The organism is Streptomyces sp. AF1A (assembly GCF_047340315.1).
Classification (GTDB): Bacteria; Actinomycetota; Actinomycetes; order Streptomycetales; family Streptomycetaceae; genus Streptomyces.
Genome location: NZ_JBLEBI010000125.1, coordinates 1 through 20,283 on the forward strand (window position 1 = coordinate 1; position 20,283 = coordinate 20,283).

Below are 20,283 nucleotides of genomic sequence, written 5' to 3' on the forward strand. Positions count from 1 at the left end.
GGGATGTCCGGGGGCACTGAGTACGGCGAGGGGGTGTCGGGCCCGAAAGGCGGCGGGAAAGCCGGTGCCGGGTATCCGGGGCGCGGCCGGGGGACGCCGGCCGGGCATGCGGGTCACGGTGAAGGGACGGTCGGGAGCGCCGAGTACGGCGGTGGCGGAGAGCGCTTCAGGGCGGGCGCCGGGGGCGGAGAGCGCTCCGGGTACAGCGCCGGGGGCGGGCACGCGGCATACGGTGACGGCGTCGGGCCCTACCTGCCGAGCAGGCCGTACCGGCCTCCGAACCCCGACACGAATCCTTACCTGAAGGTGCCGGAGGAGGGACGCGAGGAGCCGCCGGACGCCGTGCCGCCGCAGCCCGGCGAGGACGTGTACGGCGCCCCGACCATCGCCGGCCCACTCGGCCCCGCTCCCCCGCCGCCCCGCCGAGGTCCGGCCCCACGGCCGGACGATCAACGACGGGGCAGGCCGGAAGACGGGCCCCCGCCGCCACCGGGAACGCCCAAGCGCCGCGGGTGAAGCCGGCGACCGCCCGGGCGTCGCACCCGTCGGGACCACCCGGGCGTCGCGGAGAGAACCACCGCGCCCGGACGGAGCGGCACAGCAGTGGCAAGTGCGCGCGCGATGGCGACGCCCGCCCCGCAGCCAGGGGAGGCGCCGGCACCTGAAGCGGCCCTCTCCCGAGCGGAGTGCACATGCGCCTGCGCGGGCCGCCGTGGCACAGTCATGGTGAAGGTGGGTGTCGGCAGCGTGCGGGCAGGGGACTGGTCGTCCCCGGCAGGTCTTTCCCCGGCCAGGTCCGCGACACCGGACCGCCACCCATTGTTCCGTGTCCGTCAGGCGGACCTCGGCGGCGGGCGGCACTGGGTGCCGGATACGGTGGTGACACCATGAGCGCTTCGCAGACCTCAGAGGTCCCCACTCTCCTCGTCAAGATCTTCGGCAAGGACCGCCCGGGCATCACGGCCGGCCTCTTCGACACGCTGGCCGCGTACTGCGTCGACGTGGTCGACATCGAGCAGGTCGTCACGCGGGGGCGCCTGGTGCTGTGCGCGCTGGTCAGCCAGCCCTCGGCCGGCCTGGAGGGCGACCTGCGGGCAACCGTGCACAGCTGGGCCGAGTCGATGAAGATGCAGGCGGAGATCATCTCGGGCCACGGCGACAACCGGCCGCGCGGTCTCGGGCGCTCCCTGGTGACCGTGCTCGGCCATCCGCTCACCGCCGAGTCGACGGCCGCCGTCGCCGCCCGGATCGCGAAGGCCGGGGGCAACATCGACCGTATCTTCCGGCTCGCCAAGTACCCGGTGACCGCGGTGGAGTTCGCCGTCTCCGGCGTGGAGACCGGGCCGCTGCGCACGGCCCTCGCGTCGGACGCTGCGGCACTGGGTGTCGACATCGCGGTCGTCTCCGCGGGCCTGCACCGGCGCGCGCAGCGCCTGGTGGTCATGGACGTGGACTCCACCCTGATCCAGGACGAGGTCATCGAGCTGTTCGCCGCTCACGCGGGCTGCGAGGACAAGGTCGCCGAGGTGACGGCGGCGGCGATGCGCGGCGAGCTGGACTTCGAGCAGTCGCTGCACGCGCGCGTGGCCCTGCTGGCGGGGCTGGACGCCTCGGTCGTGGAGAAGGTGCGCAACGAGGTGCGGCTCACCCCGGGCGCCCGCACCCTGATCCGCACACTGAAGCGGCTCGGCTACCAGGTCGGGGTCGTCTCGGGTGGCTTCACGCAGGTCACGGACGATCTGAAGGAGCGGCTGGGGCTCGACTTCGCCCAGGCCAACACGCTGGAGATCGCCGACGGGAAGCTGACCGGCCGGGTGACCGGCGAGATCGTGGACCGCGCGGGGAAGGCGCGGCTGCTGCGCCGGTTCGCCGCGGAGGCCGGGGTGCCGCTGTCACAGACGGTGGCCATCGGTGACGGCGCCAACGATCTGGACATGCTGAACGCGGCCGGTCTCGGCGTCGCCTTCAACGCCAAGCCGGTGGTCCGCGAGGCGGCACACACGGCGGTGAACTTCCCCTTCCTCGACACGGTCCTCTACCTCCTCGGCATCACCCGGGAAGAGGTCGAGGCGGCCGACACGCACGACGAGAGCTGAGCCGGAGCGGCGCCCCGCCGGGTGCGGCAGGGCCCGGCACTCGGGTCCGGTGCCGGACCGTGCGGTGTGCCGCGGCTGCGGGCGCCCTACGGCGTCACGTCCGGGTCACTCCGAGGGCGCCCAGTAGTCCGTGAGCGTGGCCACACCCGGCTCCAGGCTCTTCCAGGGACCCTCGAAGGACAGCAGCGCGAAGGCCGCGGCGGGGAAGCCGCGGCGGTTCATCCGCTCGCGGGCGTCGCCCTCGGCGGAGCCGGCCAGGATGTCGGCGAGGCCGTGCACCCCCGGGTTGTGGCCGATCAGGATCACGTTCCTGACGTCGTCCGGGATCTCGTTGAGCACGGCGATCAGTTCGCCGGGCGAGGCATCGTAGACCCGCTCCTCGTAGACCGTCTTCGGGCGGTGCGCCAGTTCGTGGACAGCGAGCTTCCAGGTCTCGCGGGTCCGGGTGGCGGTGGAGCACAGGGCCAGGTCGAAGGTGATGCCGGAGTCGGTCAGCTTGCGTCCGGCGACGGCGGCGTCCTTGCGGCCCCGCTCGGCGAGCGGGCGCTCGTGGTCGGAGACCTGGGGCCAGTCGGCTTTCGCATGCCGGAAGAGGGCGATCCTGCGGGGTTCTGCGACGCTCATGGGACCCAGCTTCGCATGAAACAGGCCATGCGGCGCAGGGAGTTGACATGCGGATTCGCCGCGGGAACGGGCTCCTGGTCAGCGTGCGAGAAGTTGCCGGGCGCGCTCGAAGAGGTGGGTGATGGCCGGGTCGCCGCTCGCCGCGTGCGCGTCCGACGGGTTCAGTATCAGCAGCAGCAGCGCGACGAACGCGAGCGCGGGCAGGGCGAGGGCCCACCAGGGCAGCCGGATGTCGACGCCGCCCGTGGTCGCCGGGTGGGGCCGGGAGTGGGTGCGGGCCGGCATGATCGCCTCCGTGGTCCTCGAGTGGGTCGGTGACCGCCTCGCGCGGTCACGTCTCGAAGCTACGGAATCCGGGGCCGCCAACCCATCCGGACTTCCACCCAGTTGACCCTGACCCTTACCCCCTAGGGGAAGGGGGGCCACCCCCACCATCGGCCCGGGGGCCGTCAGGGGGAGGCGAGGGTCGCGATGATGGCAATGATCACGAAGATGGCGAAGAACGAGCCGAAGACGATCAGCATCTTCTTCTGGCCGTTCTGCGGGTTCGGGTCGAGCACAGGCTGCATGCGGCCAGTCTCGCACCATCCGCTCCGCGGGAGACGGCCGGGGCGGCCCCAGTCGCCCGTGCGGGTGGCTCGGCGTCGGATCGGTCACCCGCACGCCCCGGCCGGATCACTCGCTTCACCTCGCGAGCACCTGTCCCCGGCGGGCGATCCGCCCGACCGGGTCTGCCGGCGTGGTCCATCCGGCCGACGCACCCGACTACCCGCGAGCGCCCGCCGCCCCGGAAAAGTCCCACGGACGGGCCTCGGGCCGGGCCGAGCCGACCTCCTGCCGGGCGGCCTCGCCCATCGTCTCCCGGGCCTCCCAAACGGGCCTTCCGGGCGTTCCGGGGCTTCCTCCCGCTCCGGCGAGTCCGGCCCCCCTCGGTTCCGTCACCCAGGCCGGCACCGCCCCCGGCCGGAGCCGCCCGCCCTCCGGAGCCGCCCGCCCTCCGGAGCCGGCACTACCCGGCTGCCTCGTCCTCCACCGTGCGGTCGCGGCCCGCCAGCAGGCCCACCAGAATCTGGGGCACCATGAGGCCCGCCATGAGGGCGATCGGCAGGCCCCAGCCGCCGCTGTGCTGGTAGAGCACGCCGACCAGGAGCGGGCCGGGGATGGAGATCAGGTAGCCGGTGCTCTGCGCGAACGCGGACAGCTGGGCCACGCCCGGGCCGGTCCGGGCCCGCATGCCGACCATCGTCAGGGCCAGCGGGAAGGCGCAGTTGGAGACGCCGAGCAGCAGCGCCCAGGCCCAGGCGCCGCCGGCGGGCGCGAAGTACAGGCCGGCGTACCCGGCGAGGCCGCACACGCCCAGCGTCAGCACGATCGGGCCTTGGTGGGGCAGCCGCGTGGCGACCCGCGGGATGACGAAGGCCAGCGGCACGCCCATCACCATGGTGACGGCGAGCAGCAGGCCCGCGGTGCCCGCCGGAACGCCGGCGTCGCGGAAGATCTGCGCCATCCAGCCCATGGTGATGTAGGCGGCGGTGGCCTGGAGGCCGAAGAAGACGGCGAGCGCCCAGGCGGTGCGGCTGCGGGTGATCCGCAGCGGGGCCTGCGGAGTCGGGACGGTCTGCGGAACCTGCCCCTGCTCCGCGGTCGCGGGAAGCTGCCGGCGGTCCCCCGCCGCGCCGGTACCGCGGTCCCGTACCAGCGGCAGCCAGGGCAGGACGGCCGCGGCGGCGACGGCGGCCCAGACGGCGAGCCCGGAGTGCCAGTTGCCACCCATGGCGTCGGTCAGCGGCACGGTCGCCGCGGCGGCGACGGAGGTGCCGAGGGCGAGGGCCATCGAGTACAGGCCGGTCATGGAGCCGACCCGGTCGGGGAACCAGCGCTTGACGATGACCGGCATCAGCACGTTGCTCACGGCGATGCCCATCAGGGCGAGCGCGCTGGCGGCCAGGAATCCCGCGGTGTTCCCCGCGTACGGCCGTATCAGCAGGCCCGCGGCGATGGCGACCATGCCCGCGCACACCACGGCGGCCGGTCCGAAGCGCCGGGCCAGCCGGGGCGCGGCCACGCCGAAGACGGCGAAGCACAGCGGGGGCACGGAGGTGAGCAGTCCGGCCACGCTGCCGCTCATGCCGAGCCCGTCGCGCACCTCCTCCATGAGCGCGCCGAGGCTCGTGATGGCGGGGCGGAGGTTCACCGCGGACAGCACGATGCCGACGATCACCAGGCGGGTCGCCCACGCGCGCGTGGCACCCGCGCCCGAGGTCCTCCTGTCCGTGTTCGCCGAGGCCGCCGCACCGCGTCTGCTCGGGGACATCGCCGTACGGGTTTCCACTGTCCGGGTTTCCTCACTGGCCATGCAGCACATCATAGAATCATGGGATGATTGACTGTCCATCCCCGCGGCCCCCGCGCCCGGAACCGTCGTGCGAAGGTGTGCCATGCCCCTGAGCCACCCGCGCCGTTCGGCGCTGTCCGAGCAGGTCATCGCCGAGCTGCGGAACCAGATCACGTCCGGCGAGTGGCCGGTCGGCTCCCGCATCCCGACCGAGCCGGAACTGGTGGAGCAGCTGGGCGTCGCCCGTAACACGGTCCGTGAGGCGGTCCGCGCGCTCGCGCACAACGGGCTGCTGGACATCCGGCAGGGCTCCGGCACCTATGTGGTGGCGACGAGCGAACTGGCCGGCGTGATGCACCGCCGGTTCTCCGGGGCCGACCCGCGGCACATCGCGGAGCTGCGCTCGACGCTGGAGTCCGCCGCCGCCAGGCTGGCCGCCGAGCGGCGCACCGAGAAGGACCTCAAGCAGCTGGACGCGCTGCTGACGCGGCGCGAGGAGGCCTGGGAGGCGGGCGAGGCGGAGGCCTTCGTGACGGCCGACGCCACCTTCCACCTGGCCGTCGTGGCCGCCTCGCACAACGACGTCATGACGGCGATGTACGCGGACCTGGGCGAGGTCCTGCGGGACTGGCTGCGCGCGGACGTGGGCGCGGGGCTGACGCCGGAGACGCACATGGACCACACCAGGCTCGTGGACGCGATCCGCGCGGGCGACGCCGAGGTGGCGGCGGCGGAGGCCGCGAGCTACCCGTTCCTGTGCCGTCCGGGCCGGCTCAGCGCACCCTCTGGTGACTGATCCAGGCCGTGCGGATCTCCTTCCAGCACCGCCCGGTCAGCCGTACGGTCATGGCGGGCCCGGCGTCCACCGGCGCGCTGTCGGTGTCGATGTCCCACCAGCGGGCGCACTCGACGTGCAGGCGCACCCGGTCGGTGTCGACATACGGATTGTGGCAGTAGGCCTCCACGTGGGAGCCACGGACGGCCGTGCGGCAGGCGGCGCCGAACAGGTCGGGCGCGGGCGGCCGCGCGGCGCTCACGCGCGCGCGGGGCATCGCGTCGTAGGGCAGGCAGAGCACGAGGGCGACGGCCACGGCCAGCGGGGCGAGGCTGCGGGACGGGCGCACAAGGGGACCTCCTCGGCCGGGCTGCGGAGGGACGCGCCAGGTGAACGCTGTCAACAGGGTGCGCCGCCCGCGCGGCGGGGCGCCCGGCCGGCGAGCCGAACGGATGACAGCGACGAGGCCCGCACCCGGGAGCCGGGTGCGGGCCTCGTCGTCAGGGCTCGGGCGGTGGGGTCAGGCGCCGATGGCGTGCAGACCGCCGTCCACGTGGATGATCTCGCCGGTGGTCTTCGGGAACCAGTCGCTCAGCAGGGCGACGATGCCGCGGCCTGCCGGCTCGGGGTCCTTCAGGTCCCACTCCAGCGGGGAGCGGGTGTCCCAGACGGAGGCCAGCTCGCTGAAACCCGGGATGGACTTGGCGGCCATGGAGCCGATGGGGCCGGCCGAGATGAGGTTGCAGCGGATGTTCTGCTTGCCCAGGTCACGGGCGAGGTACCGGCTGGTGGCCTCCAGGGCGGCCTTGGCCGGGCCCATCCAGTCGTACTGCGGCCAGGCGAACTGCGCGTCGAAGGTCAGACCGACGACCGAGCCGCCGTTCTGCATCAGCGGCAGGCAGGCCGTGGTGAGCGACTTCAGGGAGTACGCCGAGACGTGCATGGCGGTGGCCACGGACTCGAAGGGCGTGTTCAGGAAGTTGCCGCCGAGCGCGTCCTGCGGCGCGAAGCCGATGGAGTGCACGACGCCGTCGAGGCCGCCCAGCTCCTCGCCGACCAGGTCGGCCAGGCGGCTCAGGTGCTCGCCGTTGGTGACGTCGAGCTCGATGACCTTGGTGGGCTTCGGCAGCTTCTTGGCGATGCGCTCGGTCAGGGTGGGCCGCGGGAACGCCGTCAGGATGATCTCGGCGCCCTGCTCCTGGGCCAGCTTGGCGGCGTGGAAGGCGATGGAGGACTCCATCAGCACACCGGTGATCAGGACGCGCTTGCCCTCGAGAATTCCGCTCATGTGATCAGTGACCCATTCCCAGTCCGCCGTCAACGGGGATGACGGCTCCAGTGATGTACGAGGCGTCGTCGGAGGCGAGGAACCGCACCGTCGCGGCGATCTCCTCCGGCTGCGCGTAGCGGCCGAGCGGCACCTGCGAGACGATGTTCTTGCGCTGCTCGTCGGTGAGCACCTTGGTCATGTCGGTGTCGACGAAGCCGGGTGCGACGACGTTGAAGGTGATGTTGCGCGACCCCAGCTCGCGGGCCAGGGAGCGCGCGAAACCGACCAGGCCGGCCTTGGAGGCGGCGTAGTTGGCCTGGCCGGCCGACCCGAGCAGGCCGACCACGGACGAGATCAGGATGACGCGGCCCTTCTTGGCGCGCAGCATGCCGCGGTTCGCACGCTTGACGACGCGGAAGGTGCCGGTGAGGTTGGTGTCGACGACCGAGGTGAAGTCCTCCTCGGACATGCGCATCAGCAGCTGGTCCTTGGTCACACCGGCGTTGGCGATCAGTATCTCGACCGGGCCGTGCTGCTCCTCGATCTCCTTGTAGGCCTGCTCCACCTGCTCCGGGTCGGTGATGTCGCACTTGACGGCCAGGCAGCCCAATTCCGCCAGGGCGGCCGGCGGCTCGCCCGTGCGGTACGTGATGGCAACCTTGTCGCCGGCGTCGGCGAAAGCGCGGGCGATGGCGAGGCCGATGCCCCGGTTGCCTCCGGTGACGAGAACCGAGCGGCTCAACGGATCACCCTTTCGATAGCGGTCTGCAGATGTCCGACAACCCGCCCGAACAGCTGGATGACAGGCGGCTTCCCCCGAAAACCTATCGGTACCGCCGCGCCGGAGGGCAATCGGGCACCGACAGTGGCGCGGGGGTGTCGCTGTCGGGTCCCTACAGAATCGCGCCGCTCCGGGACCGAAAGGGTGTGGTCCGCCGGGCCGCTCGCGCGCCATGATCGGACGCGACAGGCGACGACAGCAGGGAGACCTCCGTGCCTCATTCCATCGACGAAGCCTTCACGGCGCTGCCGCTCAGGGCCCTGGCCGACGCCGCGCTCGCACGCGCGCGTGCGCTCGGGGCCGAGCACGCGGACTTCCGGTTCGAGCGGGTGCGCAGTGCGTCCTGGCGGCTGCGGGACGCCAAGCCCGCGGGATCGTCGGACACCACCGACCTCGGATACGCGGTCCGGGTCGTGCACGGCGGTACGTGGGGCTTCGCCTCCGGGGTGGACCTGACCATGGACGCGGCCGCCAGGGTGGCCGCCCAGGCGGTCGCCATGGCCAAGCTCTCCGCGGAGGTGATCAGGGCGGCGGGGTCGGACGAGCGCGTGGAACTCGCCGACGAGCCCGTGCACACCGACAAGACGTGGATCTCCTCGTACGAGATCGACCCGTTCTCGGTGCCCGGCGAGGAGAAGGCGGCGCTGCTGGCCGAGTGGAGCGCCCGGCTGCTGGCGGCCAACGGCGTCGACCACGTGGACGCCTCGCTGCTCACCGTGCACGAGAACAAGTTCTATGCGGACACCGCGGGGACGGTGACCACCCAGCAGCGGGTGCGGCTGTATCCGCAGCTGACGGCCGTGTCGGTCGACGAGTCGAGCGGGGAGTTCGACTCCATGCGCACCCTCGCGCCGCCCGTGGGGCGGGGCTGGGAGTACCTGACCGGCACCGGCTGGGACTGGGACTCCGAGTTGGAGCGGATCCCGGAGCTGCTCGCCGAGAAGATGCGGGCGCCGAGCGTGGAACCGGGCCTGTACGACCTGGTGGTCGACCCGTCCAACCTGTGGCTGACCATCCACGAGTCCATCGGGCACGCGACGGAGCTGGACCGGGCGCTCGGCTACGAGGCCGCGTACGCCGGCACCTCCTTCGCCACCTTCGACCAGCTGGGCAAGCTGGCCTACGGCTCCGAGCTGATGAACGTCACCGGTGACCGCACCGCCGAGCACGGCCTGGCGACCGTCGGATACGACGACGAGGGCGTCGAGGCGCAGTCCTGGGACCTGGTGAGGGACGGCACGCTGGTGGGCTACCAGCTGGACCGCAGGATCGCCCGGCTCACCGGGTTCGAGCGGTCCAACGGGTGCGCGTACGCCGATTCGCCCGCCCATGTGCCGGTGCAGCGCATGGCCAACGTCTCCCTCCGGCCCGACCCGGCGGGGCTGTCCACCGAGGACCTGATCGGCGGCGTCGACCGGGGCATCTACGTGGTCGGCGACCGGTCCTGGTCGATCGACATGCAGCGGTACAACTTCCAGTTCACCGGGCAGCGCTTCTTCCGGATCGAGAACGGGCGGATCACCGGGCAGCTGAAGGACGTCGCCTACCAGGCGACGACCACCGACTTCTGGGGGTCGATGGCGGCGGTGGGCGGTCCGCAGACCTATGTCCTCGGCGGCGCCTTCAACTGCGGCAAGGCCCAGCCGGGCCAGGTCGCCGCCGTGTCCCACGGCTGCCCCTCCGCCCTGTTCCGGGGCGTCAACATCCTCAACACGACTCAGGAGGCCGGTCGATGAAGGTCAGCACGGCGATCGGCCGGGGGTCCGGGGGGCGCACCCCGGGAAAGCACAGTCTCAACACGACTCAGGAGGCCGGTCGATGAGCGCCCGTACGAACAAGCCGCACGAGGTCGTCGAGCAGGCCCTCGCGCTGTCCCGGGCCGACGGCTGCGTCGTCATCGCGGACGAGCACTCCACCGCCAACCTGCGCTGGGCCGGCAACGCGCTCACCACGAACGGTGTGACGCGGGGCCGTACGCTCACCGTGATCGCGACCGTGGACGGCAAGGAGGGCACGGCCTCCGGTGTGGTCTCGCGCTCGGCCGTCACGGCCGCGGACCTGGAGCCGCTGGTGCGCGCCGCCGAGGAGGCCGCGCGCGGATCCGGGCCCGCCGAGGACGCGCAGCCGCTGGTCACGGACGCGCCCCCGTCGCCTGACTTCACGGACGCGCCCGCCGAGACCTCCTCCGCGGTGTTCGCCGACTTCGCGCCGGCGCTGGGCGAGGCCTTCGCCCGCGCGCGTGCGGGCGGCCGGGAGCTGTACGGCTTCGCCAACCACGAGCTGGTCTCGACGTACGTGGGCACGTCCACCGGGCTGAGGCTGCGGCACGACCAGCCGAACGGCACGCTGGAGCTCAACGCCAAGTCGCCCGACCGCACGCGCTCGGCCTGGGCCGGCCGCTCCACCCGGGACTTCAAGGACGTGGACCCGGGCGCCCTCGACGCCGAGCTGGCCGTGCGCCTGGGCTGGGCCGAGCGGCGCGTGGAGCTGCCCGCGGGCCGCTACGAGACGCTGCTGCCGCCGACCGCGGTCGCGGACCTGCTGATCTACCAGCTGTGGTCGGCCTCCGGCCGGGACGCGGCCGAGGGGCGCACGGTGTTCTCGAAGCCGGGCGGCGGCACCCGGATCGGCGAGAAGCTCTCCGAGCTGCCCCTGACCCTGCGCAGCGACCCGAACGAGCCGGGCCTCGAGTGCCTGCCCTTCGTGGTCGCCCACTCCTCGGGCGGCGACCAGTCGGTGTTCGACAACGGCCTTCCGACGCACCCCACCGACTGGATCCGCGAGGGCGTGCTCAGGCATCTGACGACGACCCGGCACAGCGCCGCCCTGACGGGCCTGCCGGTCGCCCCGGCGCCGGGGAACCTGATCCTGGACGGCGGCAACGATCGCTCCCTGGAGGAGATGGTCGCGGACACCGGGCGCGGGCTGCTGCTGACCTGCCTGTGGTACATCCGCGAGGTCGACCCGGCCACACTGCTGCTCACGGGCCTGACCCGGGACGGCGTCTACCTCGTGGAGAACGGGGAGGTGACCGGGCAGATGAACAACTTCCGGTTCAACGAGTCGCCGGTGGACCTGCTGCGGCGGGCCACGGAGGCGGGCCGCACGGAGCGCACGCTGCCGCGGGAGTGGAGCGACTGGTTCACCCGGGCCGCCATGCCGGCGCTGCGGGTCCCCGATTTCAACATGAGTTCTGTCAGTCAGGGCGTATAACCTCGTAGTCGGCTGTCACCCGACTGCCCGAAGATCACCGAGGAGACACGAGAACCGTGACGGACATCGTCGACGAGCTGAAGTGGCGGGGGCTCATCGCCCTCTCCACGGACGAGGACGCACTGCGCAAGGCGTTCGCGGACGGCCCCGTCACGTTCTATTGCGGCTTCGACCCGACCGCGCCCAGCCTGCACCTGGGCAACCTGGTGCAGATCCTCACGATGCGCCGCCTCCAGCAGGCGGGGCACCGCCCGCTGGGCCTGGTCGGGGGTGCCACCGGTCTGATCGGTGACCCGAAGCCCACCGCCGAGCGCACGCTGAACGCGCCGGAGGTCGTCGCCCAGTGGGTGGAGCGGCTGCGCGCGCAGATCCAGCCGCTGCTGGACTTCGAGGGTCCGAACGCCGCGGTGATGGTCAACAACCTGGACTGGACCCAGGGCCTGTCGGCCATCGAGTTCCTGCGGGACATCGGCAAGCACTTCCGGGTCAACAAGATGATCGCCAAGGAGGCCGTCTCCCGGCGGCTCAACTCCGACGCGGGCATCAGCTACACCGAGTTCAGCTACCAGATCCTGCAGGGCATGGACTTCCTGGAGCTGTACCGGCGGTACGGCTGCACCCTGCAGACCGGCGGCAGCGACCAGTGGGGCAACCTCACCTCCGGCACCGACCTGATCCACCGGGTCGAGCCGGACGCCGTGGTGCACGCGCTCGGCACCCCGCTGATCACCAAGGCGGACGGCACCAAGTTCGGCAAGACCGAGTCCGGCACGGTGTGGCTCGACCCCGAGATGACCACGCCGTACGCGTTCTACCAGTTCTGGGTCAACGCCGACGACCGGGACGTCTCCAAGTTCCTGCGCATCTTCAGCTTCCGGTCCCGCGAGGAGATCGAGGAGCTGGAGCGGCAGACCGAGGAGCGTCCGCAGGCCCGGGCCGCGCAGCGGGCGCTCGCCGAGGAGCTGACGACGCTGGTGCACGGCGCCGAGCAGACGGCCGCGGTGATCGCCGCGTCCAAGGCGCTGTTCGGGCAGGGCGAGCTGGCGGAGCTGGACGAGAAGACGCTGGCGGCCGCGCTGTCCGAGCTGCCCCACATCAAGGTCCCCGAGCTGGGCCCGGTGGTGGACCTGTTCGCGGAGGTGGGGCTGGTGGCCAGCAAGTCCGCCGCGCGGCGCACGGTGAAGGAGGGCGGTGCCTACGTGAACAACGCGAAGGTCACCGCGGAGGACGCGGTGCCGTCGGCCCAGGACCTGATCCACGGCCGCTGGCTGGTGCTGCGGCGGGGCAAGAGGAACCTGGCCGCGGTCGAGGTCGCGTGAGACACGCCGAAGGGCGGCACCCGCCAGGGGTGCCGCCCTTCGGCGTGTCCGGGGTCAGGCCCGTTGCTGTTTGCGCTTGCCCAGCGTCGCCATGTACAGGGCGTCGACCGCGGCGACGATGATGATGGCGGCCACGAGCTGGAAGATGTGCCTGCTCCAGTCGATGCCCCGGGTCGACTCGACACCGACGGCCCGGGCGACCGCGTTGCCCACGATGGCGCCGAGGATGCCGCAGATGGTGGTCAGCCAGAGGGGGCTGTGCTGCTTGCCCGGGATGACCGCCTTGGCGATGACGCCCAGGACGAACCCCACGATGATCGCCCACAACCAGCCCATGGCTGCCTCCTCGTACGGATCGACGTGAGCATTACGGTCAGTCTCGGTCGCTGCGCCGTACGGCGCATGTCGGATTCCCCCGTAAGGGGCGGGGCCGGTGGCATTGCCGCAGGCAGGGGACGACCCGGTCTCGTGGGCGGCGGGGCCGCGGCGTACCGTGGAGACGTCCGGCAACGGTTCCCCGCCGGGCGGGACGTGGGTGCGGGCCGGGCGAGTCCGATGCGGGCGAATGGTGGATTGTGATGCGGAAACAGCACGGCGGCGTCCAGGTGTTCCGGATCACCGGAGCCCGGACGGGACTGGCCGAGGATGTGCGCGGGCGGCAGCGGCGGTACGTCATCTCGATGTCGATCCGTACCGTGTCGGTGATCCTCGCGGCCACCCTGTGGAACGTCGAACGCTACTTCGCCATCGTGGCCCTGGTGGCCGGCGCGATTCTGCCCTACATCGCCGTGGTGATGGCGAACGCGGGCCGGGAGAGGCCGCCTTCGCTTCCCTCGACGTTCATCACCCCGCCGACGCATCCGATGATCACACCGCCGCGGGCCGAGGACAACGGGGCCGAGACCGCGGCGGAGGACGTGCCGACGAACCCCGCGGCCGGTGTGCGCGGTAAGCGGCCCGGAGCCGCGTGACCACGGCCGGGCCCTGCGTGACCACGGCCGGGCTCTGCACGACCTCGGCGGACGCCGCAAGCGGAACGCTGCCACCCGTCAAGCTCAAGAAAAGCTCAGATCAATCGTGCAGTTCCGGTGCCGGGCGGCGGGTGACCCGTGACATACTTCGTACGCGCTCCGCATCCCCCGTCGGAGCGACGGACCGACGCCGGGCAGCTCCCCCCGTGGCTGCTCGGCGTCGCCATGTTCTGCCCCTGTTTCCGTGCGACGAACCCGAGACGAACCCGTGAGTGACGAGACCCCGATCTGCTCCGCCAAGGGCTGCCGTGCCGCCGCCGTGTGGGTGCTGGCCTGGAACAACCCGAAGATCCACACGCCGGAGCGGCGCAAGACATGGCTCGCGTGCGAGGAGCATCGCGAGCACCTGTCGCAGTTCCTCGGGGTGCGGGCGCTCCTGAAGGACGTCGTGAGGTTCGAGGACTGGGAAGCGCCCGAGGGGTCCTAGCCGCCGATCGCCGACATGGGCCGGTCCGGCTGCACGAACGACGGGTCGTCCAGGCCCGCGCCGGCCTTCTTGCCCCACATGGCCAGGCGCCAGATGCGGGCGATCTCCTCGTCGGAGGGGTCGGAGCGCAGCGCGGCGCGCAGGTCGGTCTCCTCGGTGGCGAACAGGCAGGTGCGTATCTGACCGTCGGCGGTCAGACGGGTGCGGTCGCAGGCCGCGCAGAACGGACGGGTGACCGAGGCGATCACGCCGACCCGGTGCGGGCCGCCGTCCACCAGCCAGCGCTCCGCCGGGGCCGAGCCGCGCTGTTCGGCGCCCTCGGGGGTGAGGTCGAAGCGGGTGCGCAGGGAGGCGAGGATGTCCCCGGCGGTGACCATGCCCTCGCGCTTCCAGCCGTGCTGGGCGTCCAGGGGCATCTGCTCGATGAACCGCAGCTCGTAGTCGTGCTCGACGGCCCAGGCCAGCAGGTCGGGGGCCTCGTCCTCGTTCAGCCCCGGCATCAGCACCGTGTTGACCTTGACCGGGGTGAGGCCCGCCGCGCGGGCGGCTTCGAGGCCCTCGAGGACGTCCTTGTGCCGGTCGCGGCGGGTCAGGGTCTTGAAGACGTCGGGGCGGAGGGTGTCGAGGGAGACGTTGACCCGGTCCAGGCCCGCCGCCTTCAGGGCCGCCGCGGTGCGCCTGAGGCCGATGCCGTTGGTGGTGAGGGACATCCGGGGGCGCGGGGCGAGGGCGGCGACGCGCTCGACGATGCCGACCAGGCCGGGGCGCAGCAGCGGCTCACCACCGGTGAAGCGGACCTCCCGGATGCCGAGCATCCGGACCGCGATGTCGATGAGCCGGACGATCTCGTCGTCCGTGAGCAGGTCGGGCTTGGCCAGCCACTGCAGGCCCTCCTCGGGCATGCAGTACGTGCAGCGCAGATTGCACCGGTCGGTCAGCGAAACCCTCAGGTCGGTGGCCACCCGGCCGTAGGTGTCGATGAGCACGTGGGCCCCTCCCTCTCCGGATCACTCATTCTGAATCGGCTTCAGGCGTTGCGTCACTTGTGAGCCTACGTGACCCCACTGACATCGACACCGGCCCGATCCGACGAGGTACGGCACGGCCGCGTCGTAGGACCGTACGGCCCTGGACGACGCGGCCGTCGTACGGCATCTCAGTGCGCGCCCGTCCCCGTCAGGGAGCGCACCTCCAGTTCGGCGTACTTGCCGGGGTCCGGGACCTCCTTCGACAGCAGGGTGCCCACGGCACCGAGCAGGAAGCCCACGGGGATCGAGATGATCCCGGGGTTCTCCAGCGGGAACCAGTGGAAGTCGACGCCGGGGAACATCGAGGCCGGGCTGCCGGAGACCACCGGCGAGAACAGCACCAGGCCGACCGCGGTGACCAGGCCGCCGTAGATCGACCACAGGGCGCCGGCGGTGGTGAAGCGCTTCCAGAACAGGCTGTACAGGATGGTCGGCAGGTTGGCGGAGGCGGCGACGGCGAAGGCGAGGGCCACCAGGCCGGCCACGTTCAGGTCGCGGGCCAGCGCGCCGAGGACGATCGAGACCGCGCCGATGCCGACGGTCGCCCAACGGGCGGCGCTCACCTCCTGCTTCTCGGTGGCCTGCCCCTTCCTGATGACGTTCGCGTAGATGTCGTGGGCGAAGGACGAGGACGAGGCGAGGGTGAGTCCGGCGACGACCGCGAGGATCGTGGCGAAGGCGACCGCGGAGATCGTGGCGAGCAGGACGGCGCCCCAGTCGGAGTCCACGCCGCCGAGGTGCAGGGCGAGCAGGGGGGCCGCGGTGTTGCCCGCTTTGTTGGAGGCGATGATCTCACCCGGTTTGATCAGCGCGGCGGCGCCGAAGCCGAGGGCGAGGGTCATCAGGTAGAAGGCGCCGATCAGGCCGATGGCCCAGATGACCGACTTACGGGCCGCCTTGGCCGTCGGCACCGTGTAGAAGCGGATGAGGATGTGCGGCAGGCCGGCGGTACCGAGGACCAGGGCGATGCCGAGCGAGAGGAAGTCCAGCTTGGTGGTGCCGGTGGCGCCGTACTTCAGGCCGGGCTCCAGGAACGCCGAGCCCTTGCCGCTGTTGTCGGCGGCCCTGCCGAGCAGGTCCGAGACGTTGAAGTGGAACTTCAGCAGGACCAGGAAGGTCAGCAGCACGGCGCCGGCGATGAGCAGGACCGCCTTGACCATCTGGACCCAGGTGGTGCCCTTCATGCCGCCGATGGTGACGTACACGATCATCAGGACGCCGACCAGGGCGACGATGCCGATCTTGCCGCCGTCGCTGGTGATGCCGAGCAGGAGCGAGACCAGGACGCCCGCGCCGGCCATCTGGGCCAGCAGGTAGAAGATGGACACGACGATGGTGGAGACGCCGGCGGCGGTGCGCACCGGCCGCTGGCGCATCCGGTAGGCCAGCACGTCGCCCATCGTGTAGCGGCCGGAGTTGCGCAGCGGCTCGGCGACCAGGAGCAGGGCGACGAGCCAGGCGACCAGGAAGCCGATGGAGTACAGGAAGCCGTCGTAGCCGAAGAGGGCGATGGCGCCGGCGATGCCGAGGAAGGAGGCGGCGGACATGTAGTCCCCGGAGACGGCGAGGCCGTTCTGGAAGCCGCTGAACTGGCGCCCGCCGGCGTAGAAGTCGGCCGCGTCCTTGGTCTGGCGGCCCGCCCAGACGGTGATGACGAGGGTCGCGGCGACGAAGACCGCGAACAGCGTGACGATGAGCGTCCGGTGCTGACTGGCCTCGCCTGCGGCCAGCAGGGTGTGCGCTGCGGGGCTCATTCTCCGCCCTCCATCCGGGACTTGATGGCCTCGGCCCTCGGGTCGAGCTTGGCGGCGGCATGCCGCGCGTACCACCAGGCGATGAGGAAGGTGCTCAGGAACTGGGCGAGGCCCAGGATCAGGGCCACGTTGACGTTGCCGGCCACCTTGGTGCCCATGAAGCCGCCCGCGTAGTTGGAGAGCAGCACGTACAGCAGGTACCAGGCGATGAAGGCGACGGTCAGCGGGAAGGCGAACGAGCGGTGCGCGCGGCGCAGTTCACCGAACTCTGCGCTCTTCTGCACGTCCGTGAACTCCTCGGTGGAGGGGAGTGGGGCCCCCGGTGTCGCGGGGGGCGGTGTCTCGGTGGCCACGAAGTCTCCTCGCGTTTGCGGATGCCAATGCGGTCGGGGGCTCGATGGTGCTCGCGCTCCCTGTCCAGGTCCACGGCGCCACGCGAGGACCGGTTCAAGTCCTATGAGTTCTTTCGCAAGCGGTCTTGGCGAGTCATTGCCAACTCATTGCCGAGCGCTGGGCCGGGGGGATAGCTTCTGCCTGCACCACTCGCCATGTACCTGCCCGAGCACCGATCCGTGCCCGGGCGGTTCTGTATCCGGATGATGTGGAGATCCCATGGCTCATCTGCGCTCCAGGCGCCGGCTCGCGCTCGCCGTGCCGGTCGTGCTGTCGCTGACCGCCTCGCTCGGTTTCCTGCCCGCGGTGGCCTCGGCCTCGCCCGCCACGGCCCCGCAGGCGACGGACGGCCCGAACCTGTCGTACGTGGTCAACACCCGGACGGACGCGCGCACCATCGCGTCGGTGCGGCAGGCGGTCGTGCGCAACGGCGGGACCGTGGTGGCCGGTTACGACAGGATCGGCGTGCTCGTGGCCCACTCCACCGACCCGGACTTCGCCCGGCGGATGCGCGCGGTGCGCGGGGTGGACTCGGCCGGGGCCACGCGCCATGCTCCGCTGCCCGCCGCGTCCACCACGGACGTGGGCACGCCGAAGGTGCTCAGCGCCGCCCAGATGGCCGAGGCCCGGGCGGAGGCGGGCGCCGGGCAGGACCCGCTGGAGCCGCTGCAGTGGGACCTGCCCGCCATCAAGGCGGACAAGGCGCACGAGAAGACCCTGGGCAGCCCGCACGTCACGGTCGCGGTCATCGACACCGGCGTGGACGACACCCACCCGGACATCGCGCCGAACTTCGACCGGGCCGCTTCGGTCAACTGCGTGTCGGGCAAGGCGGACACCACCGACGGCGCCTGGCGGCCGAGCGCCTCGGAGAGCCCGCACGGCACGCACGTGGCGGGCGAGATCGCGGCCGCGAAGAACGGCGTGGGCGTCACGGGCGTGGCGCCGGGCGTCAAGGTGGCCGGCATCAAGGTCGCCAACCCGGACGGGTACTTCTACACGGAGGCCGTGGTCTGCGGCTTCATGTGGGCGGCCGAGCACCACGTCGACGTGACCAACAACAGCTATTACACCGACCCCTGGTACTTCAACTGCACCGACGACCCGGACCAGAAGGCGCTGGTGGACGCCGTCACCCGGGCCTCGCGGTACGCGGAGAAGAAGGGCACGGTCAACGTCGCGGCGGCGGGCAACGAGAACTACGACCTCGCGTCCCACTCGATCACCGACCCGGTCTCCCCGAACGACGGCACCCCCTCGGACCGGGTGATCGACCCGCACCGGTGCTTCGACATCCCGACCCAGCTGCCCGGTGTCGTGACGGTCGCGGCGACCGGTGCGAAGGGCCTGAAGTCGTCCTTCTCCAACTACGGCCTCGGGGTGATCGACATCGCCGCGCCGGGCGGCGACTCCACGGCCTACCAGCAGCCGGCGCCCCCGGCGACCAGCGGCCTGATCCTCGGTCCGCTGCCGGGCGGCCGGTGGGGCTACATGGCCGGTACGTCGATGGCGACCCCGCACGTGGTCGGCGTTGCCGCATTGATCAAGTCAACCCATCCGCACGCGCCCGCCGCCCTGGTCAAGGCGCTGCTGTACGCGGAGGCCGACGCCACGCCGTGCACGGATCCGTACGACATCAACGGCGACGGCAAGGTCGACGCGGTGTGCCAGGGACCGAGGAACCGCAACGGCTTCTACGGCTGGGGCACGGCGGACGCGCTGGCCGCGGTGACCAAGTAGGGGTGGACCCGGGGTGAGGGGGACGGGACCGCCCGGAATTATTGATTGAATCAATAATGCATAGTGCTGTCATGATGGATATCGCGTCCGCATGGACCGCACTGGGTGGCGCCCCCGGCCTCCTCTCCCGGGTGACGACGATCGACCGGCCCGGCGCGCTCGCCGCGCGCCTTCCCGTACGGGAACTGGCGCGCGCGTGCGTCGGCGCGTGCGCGCTGGCCGCCGCCGAACTGGCGGCGCGCCGGGCCGGACATGCCGTGCCACCCGGCGTCCGGGTCGACGACGGTGCGGTGGCCGCCGCCTTCCACAGCGAGCGTGTGCTGAGGGTCGAGGGGCGGGCCCCGGTCTCCTTCGCGCCGCTGTCACGGTTCTGGCGGACGGCCGACGGCTGGGTGCGCACCCACGCCAACTACCCGCACCACCGGGCCCGGTTGCTCGGCGCGCTGGACCTGCCGGATAGTGCCTCGCCGCAGGAGGTGGCCGGCCGGCTCGCCGAGGTCTCCGCGCGGGAGATCGAGGAGACGGTCTACGGCGCCGGCGGCCTCGCCGTGGCCCTGCGCTCCCCCGAGGAGTGGCGGGCGACCGAGCAGGCCGCCCAGGTGGCCGCACGGCCCCTGGTGGAGCGCGAACGGCTGGACGCGGCCCCCGCGCGCGTGCTCCCGCTCGCACCGGGCGCCGCTGCCCTGCTGCCCGCCGCCGGGCTGCGCGTGCTGGACCTGACCCGGGTGCTGGCCGGCCCGGTCGCCACCCGCACCCTGGCGCTGCTGGGCGCGGACGTGCTGCGCGTGGACGCGCCCTGGCTGCCCGAACTCCCCGACCAGCAGGCGGACACGGGCTTCGGCAAGCGCTCCGCGACCCTCGACCTGACCGCAGGCCGCCACACCTTCGAGGAGCTGCTGGCCTCGGCGGACATCGTGGTCACCGGGTACCGGCCGGGCGCGCTGGACCGGTTCGGGCTGTCCCCGCAGGCGCTGGCCGAACGGCGGCCCGGGCTGGTCGTGGCGCAGGTGTCGGCGTGGGGCGCGTACGGGCCGTGGAGCGGGCGGCGCGGCTTCGACAGCCTGGTGCAGGTCGCCACGGGCATCGCCGTGACCGAGGGCTCGGCCGCGCAGCCCGGCGCGCTGCCCGCGCAGGCCCTGGACCACGGCACCGGCTATCTGCTGGCGGCGGCCGTGCTGCGGGCGCTGACCGAGCAGTCGTACGACGGCGGGAGCCGGTCCGTGCGGCTGGCGTTGGCCCGCACCGCCCACTGGCTCACGGACGGGATCCGCCCGGTCCCGGCCGCCGGCGCGCCGTACGACGGCCCCGACGCCTGGATCGCCGAGACGGACAGCCCGCTCGGCCGGCTGCGGCACGCCCTGCCACCGGTGTCCTTCGCGGGCGGCCCGGCCGACTGGACGCGACCCCCGGTGCCGTGGGGCTCGGACGCCGCCGGCTGGGCGTGAGCACCGGGCCGACCGGAAGGCGACGGCCTGGCGAATCGAGGCGCGCCCTGCC

General features: G+C 72.1%; 20 protein-coding genes. 9 read left to right on the forward strand and 11 right to left on the reverse strand.

What is annotated here, in order from left to right:
• Positions 1-887: 887 nt before the first annotated feature.
• Positions 888-2,096 carry a phosphoserine phosphatase SerB gene (serB, locus tag ACLU3S_RS26310; protein ID WP_413954430.1) on the forward strand — a complete coding sequence of 403 codons (1,209 nt, stop codon included), beginning with the start codon at positions 888-890 and terminating at the stop codon, positions 2,094-2,096.
• A gap of 105 nt (positions 2,097-2,201) precedes the next feature.
• On the opposite strand, the gene ACLU3S_RS26315 is transcribed toward serB, so the two are convergent.
• From ACLU3S_RS26315 to ACLU3S_RS26330, 4 genes are all read right to left on the reverse strand, one after another.
• Complete coding sequence (locus tag ACLU3S_RS26315) at positions 2,202-2,720, reverse strand: SixA phosphatase family protein (RefSeq protein WP_413954431.1); 519 nt, start codon at positions 2,718-2,720, stop codon at positions 2,202-2,204.
• A gap of 78 nt (positions 2,721-2,798) precedes the next feature.
• Positions 2,799-3,005 carry a hypothetical protein gene (locus tag ACLU3S_RS26320; RefSeq protein ID WP_413954432.1) on the reverse strand — a complete coding sequence of 69 codons (207 nt, stop codon included), beginning with the start codon at positions 3,003-3,005 and terminating at the stop codon, positions 2,799-2,801.
• A gap of 164 nt (positions 3,006-3,169) precedes the next feature.
• Positions 3,170-3,289, reverse strand: a complete 120-nt coding sequence (locus ACLU3S_RS26325) for an SGM_5486 family transporter-associated protein (RefSeq protein WP_267133403.1) — start codon at positions 3,287-3,289, stop codon at positions 3,170-3,172.
• Between the two features lie 440 nt (positions 3,290-3,729).
• On the reverse strand, positions 3,730-5,034 hold the full coding sequence (locus ACLU3S_RS26330) for a CynX/NimT family MFS transporter (RefSeq protein WP_413954448.1): 1,305 nt from the start codon (positions 5,032-5,034) through the stop codon (positions 3,730-3,732).
• 124 nt (positions 5,035-5,158) lie between these two features.
• On the opposite strand from ACLU3S_RS26330, the gene ACLU3S_RS26335 reads away from it, so the two are divergent.
• Positions 5,159-5,851 carry a FadR/GntR family transcriptional regulator gene (locus ACLU3S_RS26335; protein WP_413954433.1) on the forward strand — a complete coding sequence of 231 codons (693 nt, stop codon included), beginning with the start codon at positions 5,159-5,161 and terminating at the stop codon, positions 5,849-5,851.
• On the opposite strand, the gene ACLU3S_RS26340 is transcribed toward ACLU3S_RS26335, so the two are convergent.
• The 3 genes from ACLU3S_RS26340 to fabG all read right to left on the reverse strand — a co-directional run bounded on the left by ACLU3S_RS26340 (position 5,829) and on the right by fabG (position 7,842).
• Positions 5,829-6,179, reverse strand: a complete 351-nt coding sequence (locus ACLU3S_RS26340) for a hypothetical protein (protein WP_413954434.1) — start codon at positions 6,177-6,179, stop codon at positions 5,829-5,831. The two genes, ACLU3S_RS26335 and ACLU3S_RS26340, sit on opposite strands and share 23 nt — an antisense overlap.
• Before the next feature lie 171 nt (positions 6,180-6,350).
• Positions 6,351-7,118, reverse strand: coding sequence for an enoyl-ACP reductase FabI (fabI, locus tag ACLU3S_RS26345; protein ID WP_413954435.1), 768 nt, complete (start codon positions 7,116-7,118; stop codon positions 6,351-6,353).
• Between the two features lie 4 nt (positions 7,119-7,122).
• Positions 7,123-7,842, reverse strand: a complete 720-nt coding sequence (fabG, locus tag ACLU3S_RS26350) for a 3-oxoacyl-[acyl-carrier-protein] reductase (RefSeq protein ID WP_413954436.1) — start codon at positions 7,840-7,842, stop codon at positions 7,123-7,125.
• Between the two features lie 251 nt (positions 7,843-8,093).
• Here fabG and ACLU3S_RS26355 point away from each other — a divergent pair, with 251 nt between their 5' ends.
• From ACLU3S_RS26355 to tyrS, 3 genes are all read left to right on the forward strand, one after another.
• The gene (locus ACLU3S_RS26355) at positions 8,094-9,617 is read left to right on the forward strand and encodes a TldD/PmbA family protein (protein WP_413954437.1); all 1,524 of its coding nucleotides are present in this window, start codon (positions 8,094-8,096) and stop codon (positions 9,615-9,617) included.
• Positions 9,618-9,699: 82 nt separating this feature from the next.
• Complete coding sequence (locus tag ACLU3S_RS26360; protein ID WP_413954438.1) at positions 9,700-11,094, forward strand: metallopeptidase TldD-related protein; 1,395 nt, start codon at positions 9,700-9,702, stop codon at positions 11,092-11,094.
• A gap of 56 nt (positions 11,095-11,150) precedes the next feature.
• Positions 11,151-12,413 carry a tyrosine--tRNA ligase gene (gene tyrS / locus ACLU3S_RS26365; protein WP_413954439.1) on the forward strand — a complete coding sequence of 421 codons (1,263 nt, stop codon included), beginning with the start codon at positions 11,151-11,153 and terminating at the stop codon, positions 12,411-12,413.
• A gap of 54 nt (positions 12,414-12,467) precedes the next feature.
• On the opposite strand, the gene ACLU3S_RS26370 is transcribed toward tyrS, so the two are convergent.
• Positions 12,468-12,749, reverse strand: coding sequence for a GlsB/YeaQ/YmgE family stress response membrane protein (locus tag ACLU3S_RS26370; protein WP_413954440.1), 282 nt, complete (start codon positions 12,747-12,749; stop codon positions 12,468-12,470).
• Positions 12,750-12,991: 242 nt separating this feature from the next.
• Between ACLU3S_RS26370 and ACLU3S_RS26375 the strand changes: the two genes are divergently transcribed.
• Both ACLU3S_RS26375 and ACLU3S_RS26380 read left to right on the forward strand, forming a co-directional pair.
• The gene (locus ACLU3S_RS26375; RefSeq protein WP_413954441.1) at positions 12,992-13,384 is read left to right on the forward strand and encodes a DUF3099 domain-containing protein; all 393 of its coding nucleotides are present in this window, start codon (positions 12,992-12,994) and stop codon (positions 13,382-13,384) included.
• Between the two features lie 268 nt (positions 13,385-13,652).
• On the forward strand, positions 13,653-13,871 hold the full coding sequence (locus ACLU3S_RS26380) for a hypothetical protein (RefSeq protein ID WP_413954442.1): 219 nt from the start codon (positions 13,653-13,655) through the stop codon (positions 13,869-13,871).
• On the opposite strand, the gene moaA is transcribed toward ACLU3S_RS26380, so the two are convergent.
• The 3 genes from moaA to ACLU3S_RS26395 all read right to left on the reverse strand — a co-directional run bounded on the left by moaA (position 13,868) and on the right by ACLU3S_RS26395 (position 17,006).
• Positions 13,868-14,857, reverse strand: a complete 990-nt coding sequence (moaA, locus tag ACLU3S_RS26385; protein ID WP_413954443.1) for a GTP 3',8-cyclase MoaA — start codon at positions 14,855-14,857, stop codon at positions 13,868-13,870. The genes ACLU3S_RS26380 and moaA overlap by 4 nt on opposite strands.
• 170 nt (positions 14,858-15,027) lie before the next feature.
• Positions 15,028-16,653: a cation acetate symporter gene (locus tag ACLU3S_RS26390; protein ID WP_413954444.1), complete on the reverse strand. Its 1,626-nt coding sequence runs from the start codon at positions 16,651-16,653 to the stop codon at positions 15,028-15,030.
• Entirely contained in the window at positions 16,650-17,006 is a 357-nt protein-coding gene (locus tag ACLU3S_RS26395) for a DUF485 domain-containing protein (RefSeq protein WP_413954445.1), read from the reverse strand. The genes ACLU3S_RS26390 and ACLU3S_RS26395 overlap by 4 nt, the downstream gene beginning before the upstream one ends.
• Positions 17,007-17,265: 259 nt before the next feature.
• Here ACLU3S_RS26395 and ACLU3S_RS26400 point away from each other — a divergent pair, with 259 nt between their 5' ends.
• Together ACLU3S_RS26400 and ACLU3S_RS26405 are read left to right on the forward strand one after the other, a co-directional pair.
• Entirely contained in the window at positions 17,266-18,786 is a 1,521-nt protein-coding gene (locus tag ACLU3S_RS26400) for a S8 family peptidase (RefSeq protein ID WP_413954446.1), read from the forward strand.
• Between the two features lie 71 nt (positions 18,787-18,857).
• On the forward strand, positions 18,858-20,231 hold the full coding sequence (locus tag ACLU3S_RS26405; protein WP_413954447.1) for a CoA transferase: 1,374 nt from the start codon (positions 18,858-18,860) through the stop codon (positions 20,229-20,231).
• Positions 20,232-20,283 lie beyond the last annotated feature (52 nt).